Raw genomic sequence first — 25,772 nt, 5'->3', positions numbered from 1 at the left:
GAAGAGTCAATGCCTACCCTATGTGCTGGGGACGGGACTCGAACCCGTACGAGGATTTACCCTCGGCGGATTTTAAGTCCGCTGCGTATACCGATTTCGCCACCCCAGCCTTGGATGGACATCGACGACTATGCGTAGCTGTCCACTTTACAGGAAGATGCTCGTACCGTGCCAGGGGTCAAAAGATGCTCGTAGACGGGACTTGAACCCGTACGCCTGTTGAGGGCGGCGGATTTTAAGTCCGCTGCGTTTACCGATTTCGCCACCCGGGCCGCGGGCCGGATTATCTGCGGCCGCACAAAAGAAAACGGGAGACTCGATTGCTCGAATCTCCCGTGAATTTGGAGCGGGTAACGAGGCTCGAACTCGTGACCTCAACCTTGGCAAGGTTGCGCTCTACCAACTGAGCTACACCCGCGCATTTCGCCTGATCTCGCGATCAAACATCGGTGCGACCGATTTTTAACTGGAGCGGGTAACGAGGCTCGAACTCGTGACCTCAACCTTGGCAAGGTTGCGCTCTACCAACTGAGCTACACCCGCTTGAGTGCTTTGGAGGCGCGACCCGGAGTCGAACCGGGCTAACCGGATTTGCAATCCGGGGCATAACCGATTTGCTATCGCGCCAAAAAAACCGAATCAAAGCCGTTGGTGCGACTTTGACGAAAAAGGGAAGCCGGGGCTTCCCTTTCTTAAAACTGGAGCGGGTAACGAGGCTCGAACTCGTGACCTCAACCTTGGCAAGGTTGCGCTCTACCAACTGAGCTACACCCGCATTGCGCCGACTTTCGCCGGGCAATTTCGCTACATCTCTTCGATTGCTGTCAGCGATCTAGCGAAGCTGGAAGTTTAATCCAGTTTTAGGCCGGATTGCAAGCGAATCGCAATTTTTCAGTGCGGCACCGTCGCGCTCTTGGCCGCGCCCTCTTCCGGCTTGGCCGCCGCGACGGGCACTTCCTCGTCGGGCAGCGGTGTCGGCACGGCTTCCAGGGCGACTTCCAGCACACGCTCGATCCAGCGAACCGGCACGATCTCGAGCTGGTTCTTCACGTTCTCCGGAATGTCCTGCAGGTCCTTGACGTTCTCTTCCGGGATCATCACGGTCTTGATGCCGCCGCGGTGAGCCGCCAGCAGCTTCTCCTTCAGGCCACCGATGGCGGTGACTTCACCACGCAACGTGATCTCGCCGGTCATCGCGACGTCGGCACGCACGGGAATACCGGTCAGTGCCGACACGAAGGCCGTCGTCATCGCCGCACCCGCGCTCGGGCCGTCCTTGGGCGTGGCGCCGTCCGGCACGTGCACGTGAACATCGCGCTTCTCGAAGACCTCGTCCTTGATGCCCAGGCGGCGGGCGCGTGAACGCACCACCGTGCGGGCGGCCTCAACGGACTCCTTCATCACATCGCCCAGCGAGCCGGTGCGGATGATGTTGCCCTTGCCCGGCATCGCGGTGGCTTCAATGGTCAGCAGGTCACCGCCCACTTCGGTCCACGCGAGGCCGACAACCTGGCCGACCTGGTTCTTCTTCTCGGCACGACCGAAGTCGTACTTGCGCACGCCGAGGAACTCGTGGAGGTTGTCTTCCGTGACGACGACCTTGCTGTCGTAGGTCTTGAGCTGGATGCCCTTGACCACCTTGCGGCAGATCTTGGACATCTCGCGCTCGAGCGAACGCACGCCCGCTTCACGGGTGTAGTAGCGGATCACGCCACGCACGGCCGACTCGGTGACGTCCAGTTCCTCATCCAGCACGCCGTTGTTCTTGCGTTGCTTGGGCAGCAGGTAGGTCTGCGCGATGTTGACCTTCTCGTCCTCGGTGTAGCCCGACAGGCGGATCACTTCCATCCGGTCCAGCAGCGCCGGCGGGATGTTCATCGAGTTCGACGTGGCCACGAACATCACATCGGACAGGTCGAAGTCGACCTCGATATAGTGGTCTCCGAAGGTGTGGTTCTGCTCGGGGTCCAGCACCTCCAGCAGCGCCGACGACGGGTCGCCGCGGAAGTCCATGCCCAGCTTGTCGATCTCGTCGAGCAGGAACAGCGGATTGCGCGTGCCGACCTTGGTCAGCGACTGCAGCACCTTGCCCGGCATGGAGCCGATGTAGGTGCGGCGGTGGCCACGGATCTCGGCTTCATCGCGCACGCCGCCCAGCGCCATGCGGATGAACTTGCGGCCGGTGGCACGCGCCACGCTCTGGCCGAGCGACGTCTTGCCGACGCCCGGAGGGCCGACCAGGCACAGGATGGGCGCCTTGACCTTGTCGACGCGCTGCTGCACCGCGAGATATTCAAGGATGCGGTCCTTGACCTTCTCAAGGCCGTAGTGGTCTTCGTTCAGCACGTCCTCGGCGTTCTTGAGGTCGTGCTTGATCTTGGTCTTCTTGCTCCAGGGCAGGTTGACCAGCGTGTCGATGTAGTTGCGCACCACCGTGGCTTCGGCGGACATCGGCGACATCAGCTTGAGCTTCTTCAGCTCGGCGTCGGCCTTCTTGCGCGCCTCCTTGGGCATCTTGGCGGCGAGGATCTTCTTCTCGAGCTCCTCCATGTCGGCGCCTTCTTCGCCGTCGCCGAGTTCCTTCTGAATGGCCTTGACCTGCTCGTTCAGGTAGTACTCGCGCTGGCTCTTCTCCATCTGGCGCTTGACGCGGCCACGGATGCGCTTTTCGACCTGCAGGATGTCGACTTCGTGCTCGAGCAGATCGAGCAGCTTCTCCAGGCGCTTGGCGACGTCGGCCAAGTCCAGCACGGCCTGCTTGGCGTCGAGCTTGAGCGGCAGGTGCGCGGCGATGGTGTCGGCCAGGCGGCCCGGATCGTCGATGCCGCCGATGGACGTGAGGATCTCGGGCGGGATCTTCTTGTTGAGCTTGACGTACTGGTCGAACTGCTGCGTCACGGCGCGGCGCAGGGCCTCGACTTCGGGCGCATGCTCGGTCTCGGGCGGGATGGGCGTGACTTCGGCGACGAAGTGCTCGCCCGGCTCCGTGATGGCGCTGGTGGTGGCGCGCTGCAGGCCCTCGACCAGCACCTTCACGGTGCCATCGGGCAGCTTCAGCATCTGCAGGATGCTGGAGACGCAGCCGACCTCGAACATGTCTTCGGGCTTGGGCTCGTCCTTGCCGGCGGCCTTCTGGGCCACCAGCATGATCTGGCGGCCAGCTTCCATCGCGGCTTCCAGCGCCTTGATGGACTTGGGGCGCCCGACGAACAGCGGGATGACCATGTGCGGGAACACGACCACGTCACGCAGCGGCAGCAGCGGCAGCGTGATCGGGTCGGCGGGGAGGATGGGGTGTCCGGACATGAAGACCTCTCTTTCTCAGGCCGATGTGCGGCCTGAGGGGGCGATTGCAAGTTGAGGGCTTGGTGCGGTTTACGCGCTGGCCTTCTGTTCGCGGTAAACCAGCAAGGGACGTGCCGACGCGTCCTCGATGTTGTGCTCGTCCAGCACGACCTTCTCGACGCCTTCCAGCGCCGGCAGGTCGAACATGGTGTCGATCAGCGACTGCTCCATGATGGAGCGCAGCCCCCGCGCACCGGTCTTGCGCGCCAACGCCTTGCGGGCGATGGCGGCGAGGGCCGGCTTGCGGATTTCGAGCTCGACGCCGTCCATCTCGAACAACTGCTGGTACTGCTTGACCAGCGCGTTCTTGGGCTCGGTGAGGATCTGCACCAACGCGTCTTCGGTCAGCTCGCCGAGTGTGGCGACGACGGGCAGGCGGCCGACGAGTTCGGGGATGAGGCCGAACTTGATGATGTCCTCGGGCTCGCACTGGCGGAAGACCTCGCCGACCTTCTTGTCGGACTTGCTCTTCACGGTAGCGCCGAAGCCGATGCCGGACTTCTCGCTGCGGTTCTGGATGACCTTCTCCAGGCCGTCGAACGCGCCGCCGCAGATGAACAGGATGTTGGTCGTGTCGATCTGCAGGAAATCCTGGTTCGGGTGCTTGCGGCCGCCCTGCGGCGGCACCGACGCCATCGTGCCTTCGACGAGCTTGAGCAGCGCCTGCTGCACGCCTTCGCCGGACACGTCGCGCGTGATGGACGGGTTGTCGGCCTTGCGCGAGATCTTGTCGATCTCGTCGATGTAGACGATGCCGCGCTGCGCACGCTCGACGTCGTAATTGCAGTTCTGCAGCAGCTTCTGGATGATGTTCTCGACGTCCTCGCCGACGTAGCCGGCTTCGGTCAGCGTCGTCGCATCGGCGATCACGAACGGCACGTTCAGCAGGCGCGCCAGCGTCTGCGCCAGCAGCGTCTTGCCGGAGCCGGTGGGGCCGATCAAGAGGATGTTGCTCTTGGACAGCTCGACCGATTCCTTGGCCGTCGCCATGTGGCGCAGGCGCTTGTAGTGGTTGTAGACGGCCACGGCCAGCGTGCGCTTGGCGACGTCCTGGCCGATGACGTACTGGTCCAGGCTGGACTTGATCTCGCTGGGCACGGGCAGGTCGGACTTGCCAGCGCGCGCAGCGGGAGCCGGCGCGGGGATCTCGTCACGGACGATGTCGTTGCACAGCTCGATGCACTCGTCGCAGATGAAGACGGACGGGCCGGCGATCAGCTTCTTCACCTCGTGCTGGCTCTTGCCGCAGAAGGAGCAGTACAGAACTTTCTCGCTGGAGGTGCCTTTTTTCTCGGCCATGAAACTGCTCAATGAGAGGCGGAATGCCTCGAATGATGATAGTCCAAACGATCTCGGGACCCTTGTGGGGATAAGGGTCCCGATTTCGCTGTGATTCCGGAGGCCGGCGACGGCCCTTCAGGACTCAGGGGCGATGTTCCAGCACCTGGTCGATCAGGCCGTAGGTCTGCGCCTCGGCGGCGGACATGAAGTAGTCGCGTTCGGTGTCCGACTGGATTTTCTCCAGCGTCTGGCCCGTGCGCTCGGCCAGGATGCGGTTCAGCGCCTCGCGAGTCTTCAGGATTTCACGCGCATGGATCTCGATGTCGGTCGCCTGGCCCTGTGCGCCGCCCAGCGGCTGGTGAATCATCACCTTGGCGTTGGGCAGCGAGAAGCGCTTGCCCTTGGCGCCGGCCGCCAGCAGGAACGCACCCATGCTGGCCGCCATGCCCATGCACAGCGTCGACACCTCGGGCTTGATGAAGTTCATCGTGTCGAAGATGGACATGCCGGCCGACACGCTGCCGCCGGGGCTGTTGATGTAGAGCGAGATTTCCTTGTCGGGGTTCTCGCTCTCCAGGAACAGCAACTGGGCGACGACCAGGTTGGCAACCGCGTCGTTGACCGGGCCGACCAGGAAGATGATGCGCTCGCGCAGCAGGCGCGAGTAGATGTCGTAGGCGCGCTCGCCGCGTCCCGACTGTTCGATGACCATGGGCACCATGCCCAGGTTGCTGGTTTCAAGCGCGCTCATTCAGGTCCTTGGAAATCAATTACGTCTGTTATGGGGGCGGATTATGGCCACGCAAGTAAAAAGGCGCCGGGCCTTGCGGCGCGGCGCCTTCGTCATGCGAAGGGCTTTCAGTTGCCCTGGGCCATCAGCTCGTCGAACGGCAGGGCCTTGTCGGTGACCTTGGCGGTGGTAAGCACGAAGTCGGTGACGTTGTTCTCGACGACGACGGCCTCGACTTCGGCCATGCGCTCGCGGTCGCTCAGGTACCAGCGCATGACTTCAGCGGGCTTCTCGTAGCTCTGCGACAGCTCTTCGATGTGCGACTGCAGCTGGGCCGGCTTGGCCTGCAGGTTGTTGGCGCGCACCAGTTCGGCAACCACCAGGCCCAGGCGCACGCGGCGCTCGGCTTGGGGCTTGAAGATGTCGGCGGGGATCTCGGCCTTGTCGGCGTCCTTCACACCACGCTTCTTCAGGTCTTCACGGGCCTGGCCGACCATGCGCTCGGCCTCACCCTGCACCAGCGCGTTGGGCACGTCCAGCTCGGACACGGCCACCAGCGCGTCCATGACGGCGCCCTTGTTGCGAGCCAGCACGCGGAACTTCACCTCGCGCTCCAGGTTCTTCTTGATGTCGGCGCGCAGGGCTTCGACGGAAGCGTCCTTGATGCCCAGCGACTTGGCGAACGCCTCGTTCACTTCGGGCAGGTGCTGGGCTTCGATCTTCTTGACGGTGACCAGGAAGTCGGCTTCCTTGCCGGCGACGTCCTTGCCGTGATAGTCCTCGGGGAACTGCAGCGGGAAGGTCTTGCTCTCGCCAGCCTTCATGCCACGCACGGCGGCGTCGAACTGCTCCAGCATCTGGCCTTCGCCGATCAGGAACTGGAAGCCTTCGGCCTTGCCGCCCTGGAAGGGCTCGCCGTCGATCTTGCCTTCGAAGTCGATGGTGACGCGGTCACCGGCGGCAGCCACGTCGGCGGCGGCGCGCTGGGCGAAGCTGCGACGCTGCTTGCGCAGGATCTCGACGGTCTTGTCGATGGCTTCTTCGGTGACTTCGCTGGTGACGCGCTCGACTTCGGCAGCGGCCAGATCACCGATCTTGACTTCGGGGTAGACCTCGAAGGTGGCGTCGAAGGCCATCTGGCCTTCGGGGGCCTGGTCCTTCTGCTCGATGCGGGGCATGCCGGCGACGCGCAGCTGCGCTTCGTTGGCGGCGTTGTTGAAGGCGGCGCCGAGCTTGTCGTTGACGACTTCGTATTGCACCGAGTAGCCGTAGCGCTGGGCGACGACGTTCATCGGCACCTTGCCGGGGCGGAAGCCGTCGGCCTTGACGGTGCGAGCCAGCTTCTTGAGGCGGGCTTCGACTTCGCTGTTGATCTCAGCGGCCGCCACGTGCAGGGTGATGCGGCGTTCCAGCTTTTCAAGGGTTTCGACGGTGACGGCCATGATGGACTCGGGAACAGTTGAAGGACAGTGGTGCGCGGGGCCGGACTCGAACCGGCACGCCCGTGAAGGCGTCAGGACCTAAACCTGGTGCGTCTACCAATTTCGCCACCCGCGCAACGGGTTGGTTCTGGTTGGGCTGCTACGGGAGCAACCCTTTAGACACGATTCGGGCGATTCGGCAAACCGGCGATTGTAGCGACCTCGCACGACTTGCCAGCCGCCCCGGCGTGCGGGGCGGCAAAACCCTAGGAAAAGTGAGCCCCTCGTCCAGCCTGGCGCCGCTGAACGCGGGCCAGTCCGGCCGGTCCCCCGCGGGGACGCGGCTGCTCGCGGCATCGAGCCGCCAGCAGCCCCAAGCGGGCCGGCTCGGGAGCGGCCCAGCGCTCGGCCCGAACACGAAGTTCAAGCCGGGTCGGGAATTTCGCTGTCGACGAACTGGCTGTGCAGGCGGCTCTGCTCTTCCTCGCGCGGCCGCACGACGCGGAACCAGGCCGCGTACATGGCCGGCAGCGCCAGCAGCGTCAGCACGGTCGCGACGATGAGGCCGCCCATGATGGCCACGGCCATCGGACCCCAGAACACGCTGCGCGACAGCGGGATCATGGCCAGCACGGCCGCCGCGGCCGTCAGCACGATGGGGCGGAAGCGCCGCACCGCCGACTCGACGATGGCCGACCAGTCCGGCACGCCGCGGGCGCGGTCCTGCTCGATCTGGTCGATCAGGATGACCGAGTTGCGCATGATCATGCCCATCAGTGCGATGACGCCCAGCAGCGCGACGAAGCCGAATGGCCGGTTCAGCAGCAGCAGCGCCATCGCGACGCCGGCAATGCCCAGCGGCCCGGTCAGGAACACCAGCATCGCGCGGCTGAAGCTGTGCAGCTGCAGCATCAGCAGCGTGAAGGTGATGAACAGCATGATGGGCACGCCCGCGGCGATGGAGCCCTGGCCCTTGCTGCTCTCCTCGACCGCACCGGCGATCTGGATGCTGTAGCCGGTAGGCATCTGCTTCTGCAGTTCGTCCAGCTTGGGCCAGACCTCCTTCGTGACCGTCGCGCCCTGCAGGCCTTCGGCAACGTCGCCCTGCACGGTGACGGCGTAGAGCCGGCTCTCGCGCCACATCACGCCCGGCTCCCAGTCGAACTCGACCTTGGCGATCTGCGTCAGCGGGATGGCACGGCCGGTGCTCGTCGGCACGTAGGCGTTGGCGATGTCGGTGATGACGGCGCGCTCGTCGGCCGGCTGGCGCAGCACGATGTCGATGAGCTTGTCGGCCTCGCGGTACTGGCCGATGACGTTGCCCGACAGCATCGTGCGCGCCGACTGCGCCAGCACCTGGCTGCTGACCCCCAGCGCCCGCGCCTTGTCCTGATCCACCGTCAGACGCAGCGTCTTGACGTTCTCGTTCCAGTTGTCGTTGACGCCGCGCATGTTGGGGCTGGTGCGCAGGATGCCCTTGGCCTTGTCGGCCCAGTCGCGCACGACCTTGGGGTCGGCCCCGGTGACCCGGAACTGGACGGGGTACGGGATGGGCGGACCGTTGGGCAGCAGCTTGACCCGCCCGCGCGCGTCCGGGAACTCATCGGCCAGCACGATGGGCAGACGCTTGCGCAACTCCTCCCGGGCCGCCAGGTCCTTGGGCAGCAGGATGAACTGCGTCACGTTGGCCTGCGGGAAGATCTGGTCCAGCGGCAGGTAGAAGCGCGGCAGGCCCGAGCCCACCCAGGCGGTCACGGTCGAGATGCTGGGTTCCTTCAGCATGCGCGCCTCGAAGCGCTTGGCCAGCGCCTCGGTCTCCTGGATGGTGGAGCCCTCCGGCAGCCACAGATCCACCAGCACCTCGGGCCGGCTGGAGTCGGGGAAGAACTGCTGCTGCACACGGCCCATGCCGACGATGCCCAGAGCGAACACCAGCAGCGTGATGCCGATGGTCTTCCAGCGGTTCTCCACGCACCAGCGCACCACCCTGCGGAAGCGGTTATAGAACGGCGTGTCGAACAGCTCGTGCACCTCGCCCTCCCCGTGCTGCTTGCTCTTCAGCAGCAGCGCGCCCAGGTAGGGCACGAAGTAGACCGACACCACCCACGAGATGACGAGGGACGCGGCCGTCACGGCAAAGATGGCGAACGTGTACTCGCCCACGGTGGACTTGGCCAGGCCGATGGGCAGGAAGCCCACCGCCGTGATCAGCGTGCCGGTCAGCATGGGCATGGCCGTCACGTCGTAGGCGAAGGTGGCGGCGTGCATCTTGTCGTAGCCCTCTTCGAGCTTGCGCACCATCATCTCGACGGCAATGATGGCGTCGTCCACCAGCAGACCCAGCGCGATGATCAGCGACCCGAGCGAGATCTTGTGCAGGCCCACGCCCCAATAGAACATCGTGACGAAGGTGATGGCCAGCACCAGCGGGATGGTGATGGCGACCACCAGCCCCGGCCAGACGTCGATGCGCAGCGGCCGCGTGTGCAGGCCAAGCGAAATGAAGCTCACGGCCAGCACGATGACGACGGCCTCGATGAGCACGTGCACGAACTCGCCCACCGACGTGGTGACGGCCTTGGGCTGGTCCTGCACCTGCTCCAGCTGGATGCCGGCCGGCAGTTCCCGCTCGAAGGCCTTGACAGCCACGTTCAGCGCCTTGCCCATGGCGATGATGTCGCCGCCCTTGGCCATGGAGATGCCCAGGGCCAGCACTTCCTTGCCCTGGTGGCGCACCGTGACCGCTGGCGGGTCCACGTAGGCGCGCTTGATCTCGGCGATGTCGCCCAGGCGCAGCTGGCTGGCCACGCCGGTCTGCGGGTTGACGCCGCGGATGGGCACCTCGGCCAGCGCCTGGGCCGACGTGAACTGCCCCTGCACGCGGATCTGGAAGTTCGCGCTGCCGGCGTTCAGCACACCGGCGCTCTCCACGGCGTTCTGCGCGCCGATCTGCGCGATGACCTGGCTGAAGTCCAGGCCCAGCTGGGCCAGGCGCTTCTGCGACACCTCGATGAAGAGCTTTTCGGGCTGCACGCCGAAGATCTCCACCTTGGCCACGTCCTTCACCTGCAGCAGCGCCTGGCGCATGCGGTCGGCGTGCTCGCGCAGCTCCTCGCGGCTGAAGCCGTCGGCGGACAGCGCGTAGATGGAGCCGTAGACGTCGCCGAACTCGTCGTTGAAGACGGGGCCCAGCACGCCCTGCGGCAGCGTGACGCGCATGTCGCCGATCTTCTTGCGCACCTGGTACCAGGTCTCGGACACCTCCTTGGGCGGCGTGTTGTCCTTGACCTGGAACACCGTCAGCGACTCGCCCGGCTTGGTGTACGAGCGGATCTTGTCCGCGTGGTTCACCTCCTGCAGCGTCTTCTCGATCTTGTCGGTGACCTGGTCGGCCATCTGCTGCGCCGTGGCGCCCGGCCAGAAGGCCTGGATGACCATCGCGCGGAAGGTGAACGGCGGGTCTTCGTCCTGGCCCAGCTGGAAGTAGGCGGCGAAGCCCATCACCATCAGCACCACCATCAGGTAGCGCGTCAGCGCCGGGTGCTCCAGCGCCCAGCGCGAAACGTTGAAGCGGTCGCCCAGCGCGGCCTTGTCGGGAGGGATGTTCATGCGCGCTCCCGGCTCAGCGAGAGGCTGCCGCAGCGGCGGGCGGGGCCGCGGCCGCGGCCGCGCGCGGCGGCACGTAGCGCTTGACCTTCTGCCCCGGCGCCAGCACGTGGACCCCGGCCACGACGACCTCCTGACCGGCACTCAGGCCACCCGCGATGACCACGTCGTTGCCCTCGGCGCCCCCCACCTGCACCGGCTGGGCCTTGACGGTCATGGACGCCGGGTCCAGCAGCCACACCGAGGTCTTGCCCTCCTGCTGCAGCACCGCCGCCAGCGGCAGCTTGATGACGCCGGCCATCTGCGGCAGGTCCAGCACGACGGTGGCGCTCTGGCCCAGCTTCACGTCCAGCTTGCCGGCGTCGGCCTTGATGAGGAAGGTGCGCGTGACCGGGTCCGCCGCGGCGGCCATCTCGCGCAGCGTCAGAGGCGCGGTCTTGTCGCTGCCCCACAGCCGCACCTTCAGCGCGCCAGGCAGGCTGGCCGCGGCCTTCACGCGGGCGATCTGGTCCTCGGGCACCGAGAAGACGACGTCGCGCGGGCCGTCCAGCGCGACGCTGAACACCGGCGTACCGGCGGCCAGCACCTGGCCCGGCTCGGCATTGACGCCGGTGACGACGCCGGCGCCGTCGGCCAGCAGCTGCGCGTAAGCCGCCTGGTTTCCCTGCACATCGGCCTGCGCCTTGGCCTGCTCCAGCTGGGCCTGGGCCGCCTTGAAGGCCGAATCGCGCCGCTCCAGCTCGGCCGTGCTGATGAATCCCTGGCGCTGCAGGTCGACGAAGCGCTTGTAGTCGGCGCCCATCTGGTCGCGGTTGGTACGCGCCGCGGCCACGCCGGCGGTGGCCGCCGCTTCGGCCAGCTTCAGGTCCTGCCCGTCGATGCGCGCCAGCACCTGGCCGGCCTTCACGGTATCGCCCAGGTTCACGCGGCGCTCCAGCAGCTTGCCGCTGACGCGGAAGGACAGCCGCGATTCGACCCGCGCCTTCACCTCGGCCGCATACTCATGGCTGGCGCTCGCCACGCCGGCATTGACCAGCTGGGTCCGAACCGCGCGCTCGGGCTCCGGCGCGGCAGCTTGCTTACCGCAGGCCGAAAGCAGTACCGCCAACAACAGGGGCGGCGCGAGACGCAAAAGATGGGGCATGCAGACCTCGGCAGAGATGGGCGCCAGCCTCTAAATTTAATGACCGGCGGGTCAGTAATGTATTCAGACCCTGTGACGACTGTCAAACCTCGAAGAGGTTCGCTGGAACGGCGGGCATTTGCAAGCGGAAGTTGAGAAACAGCTTGAGCGTCGACCACTACGAGAACTTCCCCGTTGCCTCCGTGCTGTGCCCGCCCGCGTTGCGACCGGCCGTCGTGGCCCTGTACCACTTCGCCCGCACCGCCGACGACCTGGCCGACGAGGGCGACGCCAGCACCGCCGAGCGCCGCCAGGCGCTTCACGACTACCGCGCCGACCTGGCCGCCACCGTCGCCGGCCGGCCGCCGTCGCCGCGCTGGCCGCGGGTCTTCACGCCGCTGGCGCGCGAGATGCACCGCCTGCAGCCGGCACTGCTGCATGACCTGCTGGACGCCTTCGAGCAGGACCTGGCGCCGCCCCGCTACCGCGACCGCCCCCACCTGCTGGACTACTGCCGCCGCTCGGCCAACCCGGTCGGCCGCCTGCTGCTGGGGCTGTACGGCGTGACCGACGCCGACTCGCTGCGCCGTTCGGACGCGATCTGCTCGGCGCTGCAGCTCATCAACTTCTGGCAGGACTTCACCCGCGACGGCCCCAACGGCCGGCTCTACGTGCCGCAGGACGACCTGGACCGCCACGGCCTCACCGCCGACGACGTGCTGGCCTGCCGGGACAGCGCGGCAGCCCGCGCGCTGATCGCCGACCTCTGCGGCTGGGCCCGCGCACTGATGCGCGCCGGCGCGCCGCTGGCCCGCACGCTGCCCGGCCGCGCCGGCTGGGAGCTGCGCCTGGTCGTGCAGGGCGGGCTGCTGATCCTCGACAAGATCGCCGCCGGCGGCCACGACAGCCTGTTGCGCCGCCCCGCCGTCACCGCTTGGGACCTGCCCCGGCTGCTGTGGCGTGCGCTGACAATGCGGGCCACATCATGACCCCAGAGCAATACGTCCAGGAGAAAGCCGCCGCCAGCGGCTCCAGCTTCTATTACGCCTTCCTGTTCCTGCCGCCGCCGCGGCGCGCGGCCATCACGGCCTTCTACGCGTTCTGCCGCGAGGTCGACGACGTCGTCGACGAGACGCAGGACCCGGGCGTCGCCGCCACCAAGCTGGCCTGGTGGCGCAAGGAAGCCACGGCCGCCTTCGCCGGCCAGCCCAGCCACCCGGCCATGAAGGCGCTGATGCCGCATGTGGCGGCCTACGACATCCGGCTGGAGCACCTGAATGCCGTCATCGAAGGCTGCGAGATGGACCTGCAGCAGACGCGCTACCTGGACTACGCCGGCCTGCAGCGCTACTGCCACCTGGTGGCCGGCATCGTCGGCGAGGTGGCCAGCGGCATCTTCGGCCGCACGCAGCCGCAGACGGTGCAGTACGCCCACAAGCTGGGCCTGGCCATGCAGCTGACCAACATCATCCGCGACGTCGGCGACGACGCGCGCCGCGGCCGCATCTACCTGCCGGTGAACGAGCTGCAGCAGTTCGGCGTGAAGGCCAACGAGATCCTGTTGCGCAGCAAGCCCTGGGGCTACAGCGAGCGCTTCACGGCGCTGATGCAGTTCCAGGCCCAGCGCGCGCACCAGCTCTACGACGAGGCGCTGGCGCTGCTGCCCGCCGCCGACCGCGCCGCGCAGAAGCCCGGGCTGATGATGGCCAACATCTACCGCGCGCTGCTCGTCGAGATCGAGCGCGAGAACTTCCAGGTGCTGCACCAGCGCATCTCGCTGACGCCGGTGCGCAAGCTGTGGATCGCGATGAAAACCAACTGGCGCGGACGTTGAAGGTCGCCGTCGTCGGAGGCGGCTGGGCCGGCATCTCGGCCGCCGTCACGCTGGCCGATGCGGGCCATAACACCACCGTCTTCGAGATGGCGCCGCAGCTCGGCGGCCGCGCGCGCAGCGTGGCCGGGGCGCCTGACTACGACAACGGCCAGCACATTCTCATCGGCGCCTACCGCGACAGCCTCGCGCTGATGCGCCGCCTGGGCGTGGACCCGAACGCGGTGCTGAAGCGCCTGCCGCTGGCCCTGCCCTATCCCGGCGAGCCGGGACTGCGGCTGCCGCCGGGCCCGCCACTCGTCGCCTTCACGCGCGGCGTGCTGGCGCACGGCGGCTGGCCGCTCGGCGCGCGGCTGGGGCTGCTGCTGGCGGCCGGCGGCTGGCTGGCGCGAGGCTTCCGCTGCGACGCGGCCTTGAGCGTCGCCCAGCTGTGCGCAGGCCTGCCTGGGCCGGTCAAGCGCGACCTGATCGAACCGCTGTGCGTGGCGGCACTGAACACGCCGGCATCCCAGGCCAGCGCCCGTGTCTTCCTGCGCGTGCTGAAGGACGCGCTGTTCAGCGGCGCCGGCAGCGCCGACCTGCTGCTGCCGCGGCGACCGCTGTCCGAGCTGCTGGCCGGCCCGGCAACGGCATGGCTGGGCGAGCGGCTGCGGCTGGGCGCGCGGGTGCACGCCCTCGAACCCGGCTGGCGCGTGGACGGCGAGGCCTTCGATGCGGTCGTGCTGGCTTGCACCAGCGTGGAGGCCGCGCGGCTGACTGCAGGCATCGCGCCCGCCTGGTCGGCCACGGCACAAGGCCTGGGCTTCGAGCCCATCATCACCGTCTACCTGCACAGCCCCGGCAGCGCCCTGCCCTCGCCGATGCTGGCGCTGCGCGAGGGCGCGGACTCACCGGCCCAGTTCGTCTTCGACCATGGCGCTTTAGGCGGCGCGCCGGGCCGCTTCGCCTTCGTCGTCAGCGGCGCCGCGCCGTGGGTGGCGCGCGGCGGCTGCGCCGACGCCGTGCTGGCGCAGGCGACGCGCGAGCTGGCCTGGGCCACGCCACCCGTCGTCGACAAGGTGCTGACCGAGAAGCGCGCCACCTTCGCGTGCACGCCCGGCCTCGCACGGCCGCCGGCCTTCATCGCGCCGGGCCTGTGGGCGGCCGGGGACTACGTCGACGGCCCCTACCCGGCCACGCTGGAAGGCGCTGTGCGCGCGGGGCGCGACGCCGCTCAGGGCGTCGCCGGCACCGGCGCGAACGGCGCAGCCAGGGGCTCGCCGACGAACACGCCCTGAGCCGGCCAGGCGACGCTGTGCCAGTAGGCCTCCAGCGCGCTGACGCCCTGCGCGTAGGCCTGGATCAGCACCTGCGGGTGCGGGAACTTCTGCAGGTGGTTGCAGGGCTCGCTGACCGTGCCGTAGCTGGCCGTGGCGCCAGCGTCGATCCAGTCCAGGATGTTCATCTGGCCCTCGCCCACCGGGCGGTCCAGCTGCCCGCCGAACGACGTCAGGTGGTCGGCCAGCGCGCCGGGCAGCCACTCGCCACCCAGCGGCGCCGGCACGCGGGCCAGGCCGGTCTGGTAGACCAGCGTGCGGCGCATGGCCGGCAGCGCGTCGCTCCTGACCCGTGCGACCTCGAAGCCGGCCACGCCCGGCACCGGGCCCGCCGGCGGGAACAGCCGCTCGCGGACGTTGCGGTTGGCGTCGGGCGTGGCGGCGAGGTAGGCCACCACGGGTTGCACCGCGCCGGCGGCCAGCAGGTGGTCCGACGCGATGCCGCGCTCGATCATCGCCATCGCGGCCGGCACCGAGCGCGCCGCCAGCTGCATGGCCGGCCTCAGCCCCAGCACCACCCACGGCCGGGCGCCGAAGTAGCTCACGTAGGCGCTGGGCCGCGTGGGCGCGCAGCTGTTGGCGCAGACGTCGGGCTGCAGCCCCTGGCCTAGCGCACTGGTCAGCGAATTGCAGTCCACCGCGTAGGGCTGCACCCAGGCCAGCGCCAGGCCGTTGACGCTCTCGGGCAACTGGCTGCGGAGGGCGTCGTTCAGCGCGGTGAACTCGTCACGCGTCAGGCTGGCGCGCTGCGGCAGCTGCACGCGCACGACGTTGGCGTCCGGGATGCCGCGGCGCCGGGCGTAGTACTCGCCAATGGTCACCGAGTACGGGTCGGCCGTGTTGATGACCAGGCCCAGTTCCGCCGCGGTGATGCGGCCGTACAGCTTGGGCATGCGCAGCCACGCCGCGGACGCGTCGGCCGCCTGGGCCAGGCCCGCGCCGGCGCACAGCAGCAGCACCCCCAGGGCTTGCCACGTTCTGAAGCCCGCTTTCGCCATACAAAACACCAGCAATCTCCCCCACAATGACGGCATGAAATCCAAAGAAGCGCAAACCCCGGCGATCCAGGTGCTGGAGCGCATGTTTGCGCTGCTGGACGTGCTGGCCCAGCACCAGGACCCGGTGTCGCTGAAGGCCTTGTCGGAGTCGACCGGCCTGCACCCGTCGACGGCCCACCGCATTCTCAATGACCTGACGCTGGGTCGCTTCGTCGACCGCCCCGAAGCCGGCAGCTACCGCCTGGGCATGCGCATGCTGGAGCTGGGCAACCTCGTGAAGGCACGGCTGGACGTGCGCGACGCCGCGCTGCCCGCGATGCGCGAGCTGCACAAGTTCACCCACCAGCCGGTCAACCTGTCGGTGCGCCAGGGCGACGAGATCGTCTACATCGAGCGCACCTACTCCGAGCGCTCGGGCATGCAGGTCGTGCGCGCCGTCGGCGGCCGCGCGCCGCTGCATCTCACGTCGGTGGGCAAGCTGTTCCTGGCCAGCGACGACAGCCCGCGCGTGCGCGCCTACGCGACGCGCACGGGGCTGTCGGGCCACACGCGCAACAGCCTCACCGACATCGGCGCGCTGGAGCGCGAGCTGGCCATGGTGCGCCAGCGCGGCATCGCCCGCGACGACGAGGAGCTGGAGCTGGGCGTGCGCTGCATGGCCGCCGGCATCTACGACGACCAGGCCAAGCTGGTGGCCGGCCTGTCCATCTCGGCCCCGGCCGACCGGCTGGAGGAAGGCTGGGTGGTGCGACTGAAGGAGACGGCCGCGCAGATCTCCACGGCGCTGGGCTACCGGGCCTGAAACAGGGGCCTCTCGACCCGTTCAGCCCGCGCTTCGGAAACAGAAACGGCGCCGTGAGGCGCCGTTTTCATGGACGGATCAACCGTCAGAACTTGGTCGACACCGTCGCCGCCTGCTCGCCCGGCTGGGACGCCAGCCACTTGCGCATGCGCTCGGCATCGGCGATCCGCGACGCCTTGCCGCTGGAATCCAGGAACACCATGATCAACTTGCGGCCCGCCATGCTGGCCTGCATAACCAGGCATTTGCCGGCCTCGTTGATGAAGCCGGTCTTCTGCAGGCCGATGTCCCACAGCGGGTTGGACAGCAGGCCGTTGGTGGAGCGGAACTGCACAAGGCGCTTGCCCAGCGACACGCGCGCCTCGCGCGACGTGGACAGCTCGCGCAGGATGGGCACCTGGCTGGTCACGTTGACGAGCTTGGCCAGGTCGGCCGCGCTGCTCTGGTTGCTGCTGGACAGGCCGGTGGGCTCCACGTAGTGCGTGTCCGTCATGCCCAGGGCCACGGCCTTGGCGTTCATGGCCGTGACGAAGGCCGACAGGCCACCGGGATAGTTGCGGCCCAGCGCGTGGGCAGCGCGGTTCTCGCTGGACATCAACGCCAGGTGCAGCATCTCGCCGCGCGTCAGCGTGGTGCCAAAGGCCAGCCGCGAGCCCGTGTTCTTCTCGGTGTCCTTGTCCTCGTCGGTGACCGTCAGCTTCTCGTCCAGCGGCAGGCCGGACTCGACGACCACCAGCGCCGTCATCAGCTTGGTGATGGACGCGATGGGCAGCACGGCCTGCGGGTTCTTGGAGAACAGCACCTCGTTGGTGTTCTGGTCCAGCACGTAGGCGACGCTGGACTTCAGCGACAGCGGGTCGTCCGCCTCGTGCAGGCCGGCCACCTGACCGAACGTGGGCACGGCGCGCACCACCGGCGCGGCCTGCTTGCGCAGCACGACGGACTTGACCTTGCGCGTCTGCGTGGCGGACGCCTTGGCCTTGGTGGATTTGCTGGCGGCGGCCTCGGCCGTGCCGGTCACGGCCAGCAGGCTGAGGCTCAGGAATACGGCGGCGAATGGAATCTTCAACGGGGTCCCCAACGGCAGGGCGGCAGTGTACGTGACGCCAAAATCACTGACAAGATAAGAACTTAGGCCAGATACCTCAAGTGAGGTCTCGTGCCGGTCCCATCGCGTTGCAGCGGGTCCAACGTTCGCAAGTAGGCCTGGGCTGACAGACGACGTGTATCAGGATCAGCCCCAGATGGCCCACCGGCCCGTCCCGCACGCTGCCCGCGGGTGGCCTTGGCGCGATTCTGTGGCCGGCGCCCGGTGCGGGAAGCGCGAGCAGCGGGGCGAATTCGCGCCAGATTCCACACCGGCAGGTAACGATTGCGGCCGGCGTGACGCGGGTCACGCCGGTTACAGCGCCCGGGCGGCGGCTACCCCTGGGCCGCGACCCGCTCGGCCTTGCTCTGCAGCTTGTTCAGCGCCGACAGATAGGCCTTGGCCGAGGCCACGACGATGTCCGGGTCGGCCCCCACGCCGTTGACGACGCGGCCGGCATGCTGCAGCCGCACCGTCACCTCGCCCTGCGACTCGGTGCTGCCGCCGGTGATGGCGTTGACGGAGTACAGCAGCATCTCGGCGCCGGACTGCACGACCGACTCGATGGCCTGCAGCGTCGCGTCCACCGGGCCGTTGCCGTCGCTCTCGGCGCGGTGCTCCTGCGCGCCCATCGCGAAGACGATGGCCGCATGCGGGCGCTCGCCGGTCTCGCTGCGCTGCGACAGCGACAGCAGCCGGAAGTGCTCCTGCTCGGCCGTCACCGACTCGTCCATGACGAGCGCGATGATGTCCTCGTCGAAGATCTCGTTCTTGCGGTCGGCCAGGTCCTTGAAGCGCACGAAGGCGGCGTTGACCTCGGCCTCGCTCTCCAGCTCGATACCCAGTTCCTGCAGCCGCTGCTTGAACGCGTTGCGGCCCGACAGCTTGCCCAGCACGATCTTGTTGGCCGCCCATCCCACGTCCTCGGCGCGCATGATCTCGTAGGTGTCGCGCGCCTTGAGCACGCCGTCCTGGTGGATGCCGCTGGCATGCGCGAACGCGTTGGCGCCGACGACGGCCTTGTTGGGCTGCACGACGAAGCCGGTGGTCTGAGAGACCAGCTTGGATGCGGGCACGATCTGCGCCGTCTCGATGCCGACGTCCAGGCCGAAGTAGTCGCGCCGCGTGCGCACGGCCATGACGACCTCTTCGAGCGAACAGTTGCCGGCCCGCTCGCCCAGGCCGTTGATCGTGCACTCGATCTGCCGCGCGCCGCCCAGCTTCACGCCGGCCAGCGAGTTCGCGACGGCCATGCCCAGGTCGTTGTGGCAGTGCACGCTCCAGATGGCCTGGTCGCTGTTGGGCACCTTCTCGCGCAGGCGGCGGATGAAGTCGCCGTACAGCTCGGGGATGGCGTAGCCCACCGTGTCGGGGATGTTGATGGTGCCGGCGCCCTCGCGGATCACCGCCTCGCAGACGCGGGCCAGGAAGTCGATGTCGGAGCGGTAGCCGTCCTCGGGCGAGAACTCGATGTCGCCGCACAGGTTGCGCGCGAAGCGCACCGCCAGCGTCGCCTGGTCCAGCACCTGCTCGCGCGTCATGCGCAGCTTCTTCTCCATGTGGAGTTCGCTGGTGGCGATGAAGGTGTGGATGCGCGCGCTGCTGGCGCCGGCCAGCGCCTCGGCGGCGCGCGAGATGTCGCGGTCATTGGCGCGGGCCAGCGAGCAGACGGTGCTGTCCTTGATGGCCGCGGCGATGGCCTTCACGGCCTCGAAGTCGCCGTTGCTGGACGCCGCGAAGCCGGCCTCGATGACGTCGACCTTCATGCGCTCCAGCTGGCGCGCGATGCGCAGCTTTTCCTCGCGCGTCATGGACGCGCCGGGCGACTGCTCGCCGTCGCGCAGCGTGGTGTCGAAGATGATGAGCTTGTCGGTCATCGCACGTTTTCCTCTCGAATCTGGGGCACCGTGACGGGTGCGCGGGACAGGCCGGACAGGATGGCCTGCATGGATGCACGCACGATGCTGCCATCAATGCCGACGCCGTGGCGCGTCACGTCGCCCACGCGCAGCTCCAGGTAGGCCACCGCGCGCGCGTCGGCGCCGCTGCCGATGGCGTGCTCGTGGTAGTCCAGCACGCGGACTTCCTGGCCCAGGCGGGCGGACAGCGCGTTGACGAAGGCGTCGATGGGCCCGTTGCCCTCGCCCTGCACGTGGCCCATCCAGCCGCCCAGCACGACCTCGGCCGACAGCCGCATCGCGCCGCCCGCCACCTCGGTCATCTGCGGCTGCACGACGGCGGCGGCAGCGCTGCCGATGCCGTACTCGCGCTCGAAGATGGCATGGATGTCCGCAGCCGTCAGCTCCTTGCCGGCGTCGTCCATGACGCGCTGCACGACCTGGCTGAACTCGATCTGCAGCCGGCGCGGCAGTTCCAGCCCGTACTCGGTCTCCAGCAGGTAGGCGATGCCGCCCTTGCCCGACTGGCTATTGACGCGAATGACCGCGTCGTAGCTGCGCCCAAGGTCCTTGGGGTCGATGGGCAGGTAGGGCATGTCCCAGATGTCGCTGGGCTGGCGGGCCGCAAAGGCCTTCTTGATGGCGTCCTGGTGGGAGCCCGAGAAGGAGGTGTACACGAGATCGCCCACGTACGGATGGCGTGGGTGGACCGGGATCTGCGTGCAGTGCTCAACGCAGCGGCGCACCTCGTCGATGTCCGAGAAGTCCAGCTGCGGGTCCACACCCTGGGTGTAGAGATTCAGTGCGATGTTGACGAGGTCGACGTTGCCGGTGCGCTCGCCGTTGCCGAACAGGCAACCCTCGACGCGGTCGGCGCCGGCCATCAGCGCCAGCTCGCCGGCCGCCGTGCCCGTGCCGCGGTCGTTGTGCGGATGGACCGACAGCACGATGCTGTCGCGCCGCTCGAGGTGGCGGTGCATCCACTCGATCATGTCCGCGAAGATGTTGGGCGTGCTGTGCTCGACCGTGGACGGCAGGTTGATGATGCACTTGCGTTCGGGCGTCGGCGCCCACACGGCGGTGACCGCATCGACGACGCGCTTGCTGAAGGCCAGCTCGGTGCCCGAGAACATCTCGGGCGAGTACTCGAAGCGCCAGTCCGTGCCCGGCCGCGTGGCGGCCAGGTCCTTGATCTGGCGGGCGTGCGAGGCGGCCAGCTCGACGATGCCGTCCTCGTCCTGCCCCAGCACGACGCGGCGCATGATGGGCGCCACCGCGTTGTAGACGTGGACGATGACGCGCCTGGCGCCGTCCAGCGCCTCGAAGGTGCGCTCGATCAGGTGGGACCGCGCCTGTGTCAGCACCTGGATGGTCACGTCGTCGGGGATGTGACCGCCGTCGATGAGCAGGCGCACGAAATCGAACTCGGTCTGCGACGCGGACGGGAAGCCGACCTCGATCTCCTTGAAGCCAATCTTCACGAGCTGCTGGAACATGCGCAGCTTGCGCGCGATGTCCATGGGCTCGATGAGCGCCTGGTTGCCGTCCCGCAGGTCGGTGCTCAGCCAGATCGGCGCGCGGGTCAGCACGGCATCGGGCCAGGTGCGGTCCGGCAGTGCGATCGGTGCGAAGGGGCGGTACTTGAGCTGCGGTTGCTTCAACATGGTGCTTGTTCCATCCGGGGGGAGTGGGGGCAACCGGCAGCCTTGGAAAACACGAACGGCCCGCTGCGGTTGCAAACGGGCCGTTGGGGTCAGGTGTGAGCGTGGTGCGTGCGCGACTGACTAGCGAACCCGTGGTTCCTCTAGGGCTAGTAGCAGTTCAATTCGCGTGACGCGGCTCATGGGGCTGGAATCTAGCACGAAAGCCTACTGGTGCAAGCCGCGCTCGTCGGGCTCGTCGGTGCTCGTGGAGATGACGCTGACGGGCTTGCCCTTGGCCTTGCGCCAGGCATAGATGACATAGCCCGACAGCCCGTAAACACAGAAGACACCGAAGAGAACGCGCGATGGATCGAGTGCGGCGAGACCGATGCCGAGCATGATCACGACCAGCACAAAGAAAGGCACGGAGCGCCTTCTGTCGAACACTTTGAAGCTGTAGAAGGGAGCGTTCGTCACCATCGAAAGCCCGGCGAACAGCGTGATGCCGTAGGCCGCCCACGCGACCCAGCTGCCCGGCTGCACGCCGGTGTAGCTGGCCTGGTCGACGACCGCCCAGATCAGTCCGATGACCAGCGCCGCCGCGGCGGGGCTCGGCAGGCCCTGGAAGTAGCGCTTGTCGACCACGCCGATGTTGACGTTGAAGCGCGCCAAGCGCAGCGCCGCGCCGGCGATGTAGACGAAGGCCGGGATCCAACCCGGCTTGCCCATGTCCTTCAGCGCCCACATGTAGACGATCAGCGCCGGCGCGGCGCCGAAGGCCACCATGTCGGACAGGCTGTCCATCTGCTCGCCGAAGGCGGACTGCGTGTTGGTCATGCGCGCGACGCGGCCATCCAGGCTGTCGAGGATGGCGGCGGCGAAGATGGCCACGCAGGCCACCTCGAAGCGGCCGTTCATGGCCATGACGATGGCGTAGAAGGCGCTGAACAGTGCGCCCAGCGTGATGGCGTTGGGCAGCGCGTAAATGCCTTTGCGGCGCGGGCGGACGGCGAGGCTGGGCTCGTCGTCCTCGATGGGATCAGGGGTCATGGGCGGCAGGATAGCGCAGCGGCAAAAAGCAAAGGCCGCGCCCTCGCGGGCGCGGCCTCGTGTCTGAGCCGGAAGGATCAGTTCTTGGACTTGTCGACCAGCTTGTTGGCCTTGATCCACGGCATCATGTCGCGCAGCTTGGCGCCCACCTGCTCGATGGGGTGCTCGGCGGTCAGGCGGCGGCGGCTGATCAGCGTCGGGGCGCCGGCCTTGTTCTCCAGGATGAAGGACTTGGCGTACTCGCCGGTCTGGATGTCCTTCAGGCACTGGCGCATCGCGTTCTTGGTGTCCTCGGTGACGACGCGCGGGCCGGTCACGTACTCACCGTACTCGGCGTTGTTCGAGATCGAGTAGTTCATGTTCGCGATACCGCCTTCGTAGATCAGGTCCACGATGAGCTTGAGCTCGTGCAGGCACTCGAAGTAGGCCATCTCGGGCGCGTAGCCGGCTTCCGTCAGCGTCTCGAAGCCCGCCTTGATCAGCTCCACGGCACCGCCGCACAGCACGGCCTGCTCGCCGAACAGGTCGGTCTCGGTCTCTTCACGGAACGAGGTCTCGATGATGCCGGCCTTGCCGCCGCCGTTGGCCGCAGCGTAGCTCAGGGCCAGGTCACGGGCCTTGCCGGTGGTGTCCTGGTAGATGGCGATCAGGTGGGGCACGCCGCCACCCTGGCGGTAGGTGCCGCGCACGGTGTGGCCGGGGGCCTTGGGGGCGACCATCCAGACGTCGATGTCGGCGCGCGGCTGCACCTGGCCGTAGTGCACGTTGAAGCCGTGGGCGAAGGCCAGCGAGGCGCCGGCCTTCAGGTTGGGGGCGACTTCCTTGTTGTAGACGTCGGCGATCTGCTCGTCGGGCAGCAGGATCATGACGACGTCGGCCGACTTCACGGCCTCGGCGATCTCGGCGACCTTCAGGCCGGCGCCTTCCGCCTTGGCCCAGGACGCGCCGCCGCGGCGCAGCGCCACGGTGACCTTGCAGCCGCTGTCGTTCAGGTTCTGCGCGTGGGCGTGGCCTTGTGAGCCGTAGCCGATGATGGTGACGTTCTTGCCCTTGATGAGGCTGAGATCGGCGTCCTTGTCGTAGTAGACGTTCATGATGGGTCGCTCCAGGAAAAAAGGGTGGTGTTGGGGGTGAAGACGGATCAAACGCGCAGGATGCGCTCGCCGCGGCCAATGCCGCTGGCGCCGGTGCGGACGGTTTCCAGGATCGCCGCGCGGTCGATCGCGTCGATGAAGGCGTCGAGCTTGCCGGCGTCGCCGGTCAGCTCGATGGTGTAGGTCTTCTCGGTCACATCGATGATGCGGCCACGGAAGATGTCGGCGGTGCGCTTGATCTCCTCGCGCTCCTTGCCGACGGCGCGCACCTTGATGAGCATCAGCTCACGCTCGGTGTAGTTGCCCTCGGTCAGGTCGACGACCTTGACGACCTCGATGAGGCGGTTCAGGTGCTTGGTGATCTGCTCGATGACCTCGTCGGACCCGGTGGTCACGATGGTCATGCGCGACAGCGAGGCGTCCTCGGTCGGCGCGACGGTCAGGCTCTCGATGTTGTAGCCGCGGGCGGAGAACAGGCCGACGACGCGCGACAGCGCACCGGGCTCGTTCTCGATGAGCAAAGCAATGATGTGTTTCATGGGATCTCGTCCTTCGCGCTCTTCAGCGCCGCCGGCGGTAACCGGCGAGCCTTGGCGGCGGGTTCGATAAAAAGGGAGGTCTGCCTTCGTCGGCTGTGTTCGCCATCTGCCGTCGGCATCAGCGAGGGCGGTAACCCTCGCCAGCACCTGCGGCGTCAGCCGATCACAGGTCTTCCGACCCCAGCAGCATTTCCGAAATGCCCTTGCCCGCCTTGACCATGGGCCAGACGTTCTCGGTCGGATCGGTGCGGATGTCCAGGAACACGGTGCGGTCCTTCAGACGCATCGCCTCCTTCAGCGCGGGTTCCACGTCGCTGGGCTTCTCGACCAGGATGCCGACATGGCCATAGGCCTCGGCCAGCTTCACGAAGTCGGGCAGCGCATCCATGTAGCTGTGCGAGTAGCGGCCCTCGTAGTCGAGTTGCTGCCACTGCCGCACCATGCCCAGGTAGCGGTTGTTCAGCGAGACGATCTTGACCGGCGTCTTGTACTGGAAGCAGGTCGACAGCTCCTGGATGCACATCTGGATGCTGCCCTCGCCGGTGATGCAGAACACATCCGACTCCGGCTTGGCCAGCTTGATGCCCATCGCGTACGGCAGGCCCACGCCCATCGTGCCCAGGCCGCCGGAGTTGATCCAGCGGCGCGGCTCGTCGAACTTGTAGAACTGCGCGGCCCACATCTGGTGCTGGCCGACGTCCGACGTGATGTAAGTGTCGCGCTCGCGGGTCAGCTTCCACAGCGTATCGACCACCATCTGCGGCTTGATGACCTCGTCCGAGCCCTTGTAGGCCAGGCAGTCGCGGCGGCGCCATTCGTTGATCTGGCCCCACCATGCGTTGACGCTGTTCGCGTCGGGCTTGGCCTGCGCCTCCTTCAGCTGGGCGATCAGTTCCTGCAGCACGTCCTTCACGTCGCCCACGATGGGGATGTCGACGCGCACGCGCTTGGAGATCGACGACGGGTCGATGTCCACGTGGATGATCTTGCGCTCCACCGAGCCGAAATGCTTGGGGTTGCCGATGACGCGGTCGTCGAAGCGCGCGCCCACGGCCAGCAGCACGTCGCAGTGCTGCATGGTCATGTTGGCCTCGTACGTGCCATGCATGCCCAGCATGCCCAGGAAGCGCGGGTCGGTGCCGGGCATCGCGCCCAGGCCCATCAGCGTGTTCGTGCAGGGGAAGCCCAGCATGTCGACCAGCTGGCGCAGCTCGGCCGTCGCTTCACCCAGGATGACGCCACCACCGGTGTAGATGTAGGGCCGCTTGGCCTGCAGCAGCAGCTGCACGGCCTTGCGGATCTGGCCGCTGTGGCCCTTCTTCGCCGGGTTGTAGGACCGCATCTCGACGCGGTCCGGGTAGCTGAACGTCGTCCGGGCCAGGGACACATCCTTGGGGATGTCCACGACCACCGGGCCGGGGCGGCCGGTGCGGGCGATGTGGAAGGCCTTCTTCAGCGTCAGCGCCAGGTCGCGCACGTCCTTCACGAGGAAGTTGTGCTTGACGATGGGACGCGTGATGCCGACCGTGTCGCACTCCTGGAAGGCATCCAGGCCGATCGCCGGCGTGGGAACCTGACCCGTGACGATGACCATCGGGATCGAGTCCATATAGGCGGTCGCGATGCCGGTGATGGCATTCGTGACGCCCGGGCCCGACGTGACCAGCGCCACGCCGACTTCGCCGCTCGCGCGGGCAAAACCGTCAGCGGCATGCACGGCGGCCTGCTCGTGACGCACCAGCACGTGCTGGATGCTGTCCTGCTTGTAGAGCGCGTCGTAGATGTAGAGCACCGCGCCGCCGGGGTAACCCCAGAGATGGCGCACCCCTTCGGCCTGCAGGCAGCGAACGAGGATCTCGGAGCCGTTGAGCTCCGCGGTGGAGGAATTGGGGGAGGAGGTGTGCGGCTGCGCCAGGGCGGCGCGCTTAATTTCCGCGGCAGACATGTCCATTTTTAGAACCTTTGTGAATTTCTCTAACGAAAAACCATTGGTGCTCCTCTTCGCACC

At 67.4% G+C, this 25,772-nt stretch carries 18 protein-coding genes and 7 tRNA genes; 4 read left to right on the top strand and 21 right to left on the bottom strand.

Translation table 11 applies throughout. From position 1 onward, the window contains the following. Nucleotides 1-23: 23 nt before the first annotated feature. The 13 genes from AC1Q7O_RS02615 to AC1Q7O_RS02555 all read right to left on the bottom strand — a co-directional run bounded on the left by AC1Q7O_RS02615 (nt 24) and on the right by AC1Q7O_RS02555 (nt 11,527). A tRNA-Leu gene (locus tag AC1Q7O_RS02615) sits at nt 24-109 on the bottom strand. Between the two features lie 80 nt (nt 110-189). Continuing rightward, nucleotides 190-267: transfer RNA gene (locus AC1Q7O_RS02610), tRNA-Leu, on the bottom strand. 75 nt (nt 268-342) lie between these two features. Continuing rightward, nucleotides 343-418, bottom strand: a tRNA-Gly gene (locus tag AC1Q7O_RS02605). A gap of 49 nt (nt 419-467) precedes the next feature. Beyond that, a tRNA-Gly gene (locus tag AC1Q7O_RS02600) sits at nt 468-543 on the bottom strand. Between the two features lie 10 nt (nt 544-553). Further along, nucleotides 554-627 (bottom strand) — tRNA-Cys (locus AC1Q7O_RS02595). A gap of 72 nt (nt 628-699) precedes the next feature. After that, a tRNA-Gly gene (locus AC1Q7O_RS02590) sits at nt 700-775 on the bottom strand. Nucleotides 776-891: 116 nt separating this feature from the next. Beyond that, nucleotides 892-3,306, bottom strand: coding sequence for an endopeptidase La (gene lon, locus AC1Q7O_RS02585; protein WP_492658556.1), 2,415 nt, complete (start codon nt 3,304-3,306; stop codon nt 892-894). 69 nt (nt 3,307-3,375) lie between these two features. Further along, nucleotides 3,376-4,644, bottom strand: coding sequence for an ATP-dependent Clp protease ATP-binding subunit ClpX (gene clpX / locus AC1Q7O_RS02580; RefSeq protein WP_394397098.1), 1,269 nt, complete (start codon nt 4,642-4,644; stop codon nt 3,376-3,378). A 124-nt stretch (nt 4,645-4,768) separates the two neighbouring features. Then, nucleotides 4,769-5,377 carry an ATP-dependent Clp endopeptidase proteolytic subunit ClpP gene (gene clpP / locus AC1Q7O_RS02575; protein WP_492658557.1) on the bottom strand — a complete coding sequence of 203 codons (609 nt, stop codon included), beginning with the start codon at nt 5,375-5,377 and terminating at the stop codon, nt 4,769-4,771. Between the two features lie 107 nt (nt 5,378-5,484). Continuing rightward, nucleotides 5,485-6,798 (bottom strand): trigger factor, encoded by a 1,314-nt coding sequence (gene tig / locus AC1Q7O_RS02570; RefSeq protein WP_492658558.1) that lies wholly within the window; start codon nt 6,796-6,798, stop codon nt 5,485-5,487. Between the two features lie 28 nt (nt 6,799-6,826). After that, a tRNA-Leu gene (locus tag AC1Q7O_RS02565) sits at nt 6,827-6,913 on the bottom strand. Nucleotides 6,914-7,200: 287 nt separating this feature from the next. Further along, entirely contained in the window at nt 7,201-10,386 is a 3,186-nt protein-coding gene (locus AC1Q7O_RS02560; protein ID WP_492658559.1) for an efflux RND transporter permease subunit, read from the bottom strand. 13 nt (nt 10,387-10,399) lie between these two features. Beyond that, nucleotides 10,400-11,527, bottom strand: coding sequence for an efflux RND transporter periplasmic adaptor subunit (locus AC1Q7O_RS02555; protein ID WP_492662659.1), 1,128 nt, complete (start codon nt 11,525-11,527; stop codon nt 10,400-10,402). Between the two features lie 143 nt (nt 11,528-11,670). Here AC1Q7O_RS02555 and hpnC point away from each other — a divergent pair, with 143 nt between their 5' ends. The 3 genes from hpnC to hpnE are packed head-to-tail and all read left to right on the top strand — an operon-like array spanning nt 11,671 to nt 14,614. Next, nucleotides 11,671-12,495, top strand: coding sequence for a squalene synthase HpnC (gene hpnC, locus AC1Q7O_RS02550; RefSeq protein ID WP_492658561.1), 825 nt, complete (start codon nt 11,671-11,673; stop codon nt 12,493-12,495). Continuing rightward, nucleotides 12,492-13,340 (top strand): presqualene diphosphate synthase HpnD, encoded by an 849-nt coding sequence (gene hpnD / locus AC1Q7O_RS02545; protein ID WP_492658562.1) that lies wholly within the window; start codon nt 12,492-12,494, stop codon nt 13,338-13,340. Before hpnC ends, hpnD begins: the two co-directional genes overlap by 4 nt. Then, on the top strand, nt 13,304-14,614 hold the full coding sequence (hpnE, locus tag AC1Q7O_RS02540) for a hydroxysqualene dehydroxylase HpnE (protein WP_492658563.1): 1,311 nt from the start codon (nt 13,304-13,306) through the stop codon (nt 14,612-14,614). The genes hpnD and hpnE overlap by 37 nt, the downstream gene beginning before the upstream one ends. On the opposite strand, the gene AC1Q7O_RS02535 is transcribed toward hpnE, so the two are convergent. Then, nucleotides 14,551-15,651, bottom strand: a complete 1,101-nt coding sequence (locus tag AC1Q7O_RS02535; protein WP_492658564.1) for a TIGR03790 family protein — start codon at nt 15,649-15,651, stop codon at nt 14,551-14,553. The two genes, hpnE and AC1Q7O_RS02535, sit on opposite strands and share 64 nt — an antisense overlap. A 34-nt stretch (nt 15,652-15,685) precedes the next feature. On the opposite strand from AC1Q7O_RS02535, the gene AC1Q7O_RS02530 reads away from it, so the two are divergent. Further along, entirely contained in the window at nt 15,686-16,453 is a 768-nt protein-coding gene (locus AC1Q7O_RS02530) for an IclR family transcriptional regulator (protein ID WP_492658565.1), read from the top strand. Nucleotides 16,454-16,538: 85 nt separating this feature from the next. On the opposite strand, the gene pbpG is transcribed toward AC1Q7O_RS02530, so the two are convergent. From pbpG to AC1Q7O_RS02495, 7 genes are all read right to left on the bottom strand, one after another. Further along, complete coding sequence (gene pbpG, locus AC1Q7O_RS02525; RefSeq protein ID WP_492658659.1) at nt 16,539-17,516, bottom strand: D-alanyl-D-alanine endopeptidase; 978 nt, start codon at nt 17,514-17,516, stop codon at nt 16,539-16,541. 359 nt (nt 17,517-17,875) lie between these two features. Then, a complete protein-coding gene (locus AC1Q7O_RS02520; RefSeq protein WP_492658566.1) occupies nt 17,876-19,417 on the bottom strand; it encodes a 2-isopropylmalate synthase in 1,542 nt (513 codons plus the stop codon). Next, a complete protein-coding gene (gene leuA / locus AC1Q7O_RS02515) occupies nt 19,414-21,102 on the bottom strand; it encodes a 2-isopropylmalate synthase (RefSeq protein WP_492658567.1) in 1,689 nt (562 codons plus the stop codon). Before leuA ends, AC1Q7O_RS02520 begins: the two co-directional genes overlap by 4 nt. 204 nt (nt 21,103-21,306) lie before the next feature. Then, nucleotides 21,307-22,131: a CDP-diacylglycerol--serine O-phosphatidyltransferase gene (gene pssA / locus AC1Q7O_RS02510; RefSeq protein WP_492658568.1), complete on the bottom strand. Its 825-nt coding sequence runs from the start codon at nt 22,129-22,131 to the stop codon at nt 21,307-21,309. 77 nt (nt 22,132-22,208) lie between these two features. Continuing rightward, a complete protein-coding gene (gene ilvC, locus AC1Q7O_RS02505; protein ID WP_492658569.1) occupies nt 22,209-23,225 on the bottom strand; it encodes a ketol-acid reductoisomerase in 1,017 nt (338 codons plus the stop codon). Between the two features lie 47 nt (nt 23,226-23,272). Then, entirely contained in the window at nt 23,273-23,764 is a 492-nt protein-coding gene (ilvN, locus tag AC1Q7O_RS02500) for an acetolactate synthase small subunit (protein ID WP_268168339.1), read from the bottom strand. A gap of 163 nt (nt 23,765-23,927) precedes the next feature. After that, nucleotides 23,928-25,715: an acetolactate synthase 3 catalytic subunit gene (locus AC1Q7O_RS02495; protein ID WP_492658570.1), complete on the bottom strand. Its 1,788-nt coding sequence runs from the start codon at nt 25,713-25,715 to the stop codon at nt 23,928-23,930. Nucleotides 25,716-25,772 lie beyond the last annotated feature (57 nt).

It is taken from the genome of Roseateles sp. GW823-FHT07B05 (assembly GCF_058794515.1).
This window is presented reverse-complemented; position numbering and strand designations above follow the sequence as displayed.

What these genes read in the sequence shown, in the direction of transcription:
- AC1Q7O_RS02560 (WP_492658559.1), bottom strand. Translation starts at nt 10,386, where the DNA reads ATGAACATCCCTCCCGACAAGGCCGCGCTGGGCGACCGCTTCAACGTT.
- pssA (WP_492658568.1), bottom strand. Translation starts at nt 22,131, where the DNA reads ATGACCCCTGATCCCATCGAGGACGACGAGCCCAGCCTCGCCGTCCGC.
- AC1Q7O_RS02530 (WP_492658565.1), top strand. Translation starts at nt 15,686, where the DNA reads ATGAAATCCAAAGAAGCGCAAACCCCGGCGATCCAGGTGCTGGAGCGC.
- tig (WP_492658558.1), bottom strand. Translation starts at nt 6,798, where the DNA reads ATGGCCGTCACCGTCGAAACCCTTGAAAAGCTGGAACGCCGCATCACC.
- ilvC (WP_492658569.1), bottom strand. Translation starts at nt 23,225, where the DNA reads ATGAACGTCTACTACGACAAGGACGCCGATCTCAGCCTCATCAAGGGC.
- leuA (WP_492658567.1), bottom strand. Translation starts at nt 21,102, where the DNA reads ATGTTGAAGCAACCGCAGCTCAAGTACCGCCCCTTCGCACCGATCGCA.
- clpX (WP_394397098.1), bottom strand. Translation starts at nt 4,644, where the DNA reads ATGGCCGAGAAAAAAGGCACCTCCAGCGAGAAAGTTCTGTACTGCTCC.
- ilvN (WP_268168339.1), bottom strand. Translation starts at nt 23,764, where the DNA reads ATGAAACACATCATTGCTTTGCTCATCGAGAACGAGCCCGGTGCGCTG.
- clpP (WP_492658557.1), bottom strand. Translation starts at nt 5,377, where the DNA reads ATGAGCGCGCTTGAAACCAGCAACCTGGGCATGGTGCCCATGGTCATC.
- hpnD (WP_492658562.1), top strand. Translation starts at nt 12,492, where the DNA reads ATGACCCCAGAGCAATACGTCCAGGAGAAAGCCGCCGCCAGCGGCTCC.
- AC1Q7O_RS02535 (WP_492658564.1), bottom strand. Translation starts at nt 15,651, where the DNA reads ATGGCGAAAGCGGGCTTCAGAACGTGGCAAGCCCTGGGGGTGCTGCTG.
- AC1Q7O_RS02495 (WP_492658570.1), bottom strand. Translation starts at nt 25,715, where the DNA reads ATGGACATGTCTGCCGCGGAAATTAAGCGCGCCGCCCTGGCGCAGCCG.
- lon (WP_492658556.1), bottom strand. Translation starts at nt 3,306, where the DNA reads ATGTCCGGACACCCCATCCTCCCCGCCGACCCGATCACGCTGCCGCTG.
- AC1Q7O_RS02555 (WP_492662659.1), bottom strand. Translation starts at nt 11,527, where the DNA reads ATGCCCCATCTTTTGCGTCTCGCGCCGCCCCTGTTGTTGGCGGTACTG.
- AC1Q7O_RS02520 (WP_492658566.1), bottom strand. Translation starts at nt 19,417, where the DNA reads ATGACCGACAAGCTCATCATCTTCGACACCACGCTGCGCGACGGCGAG.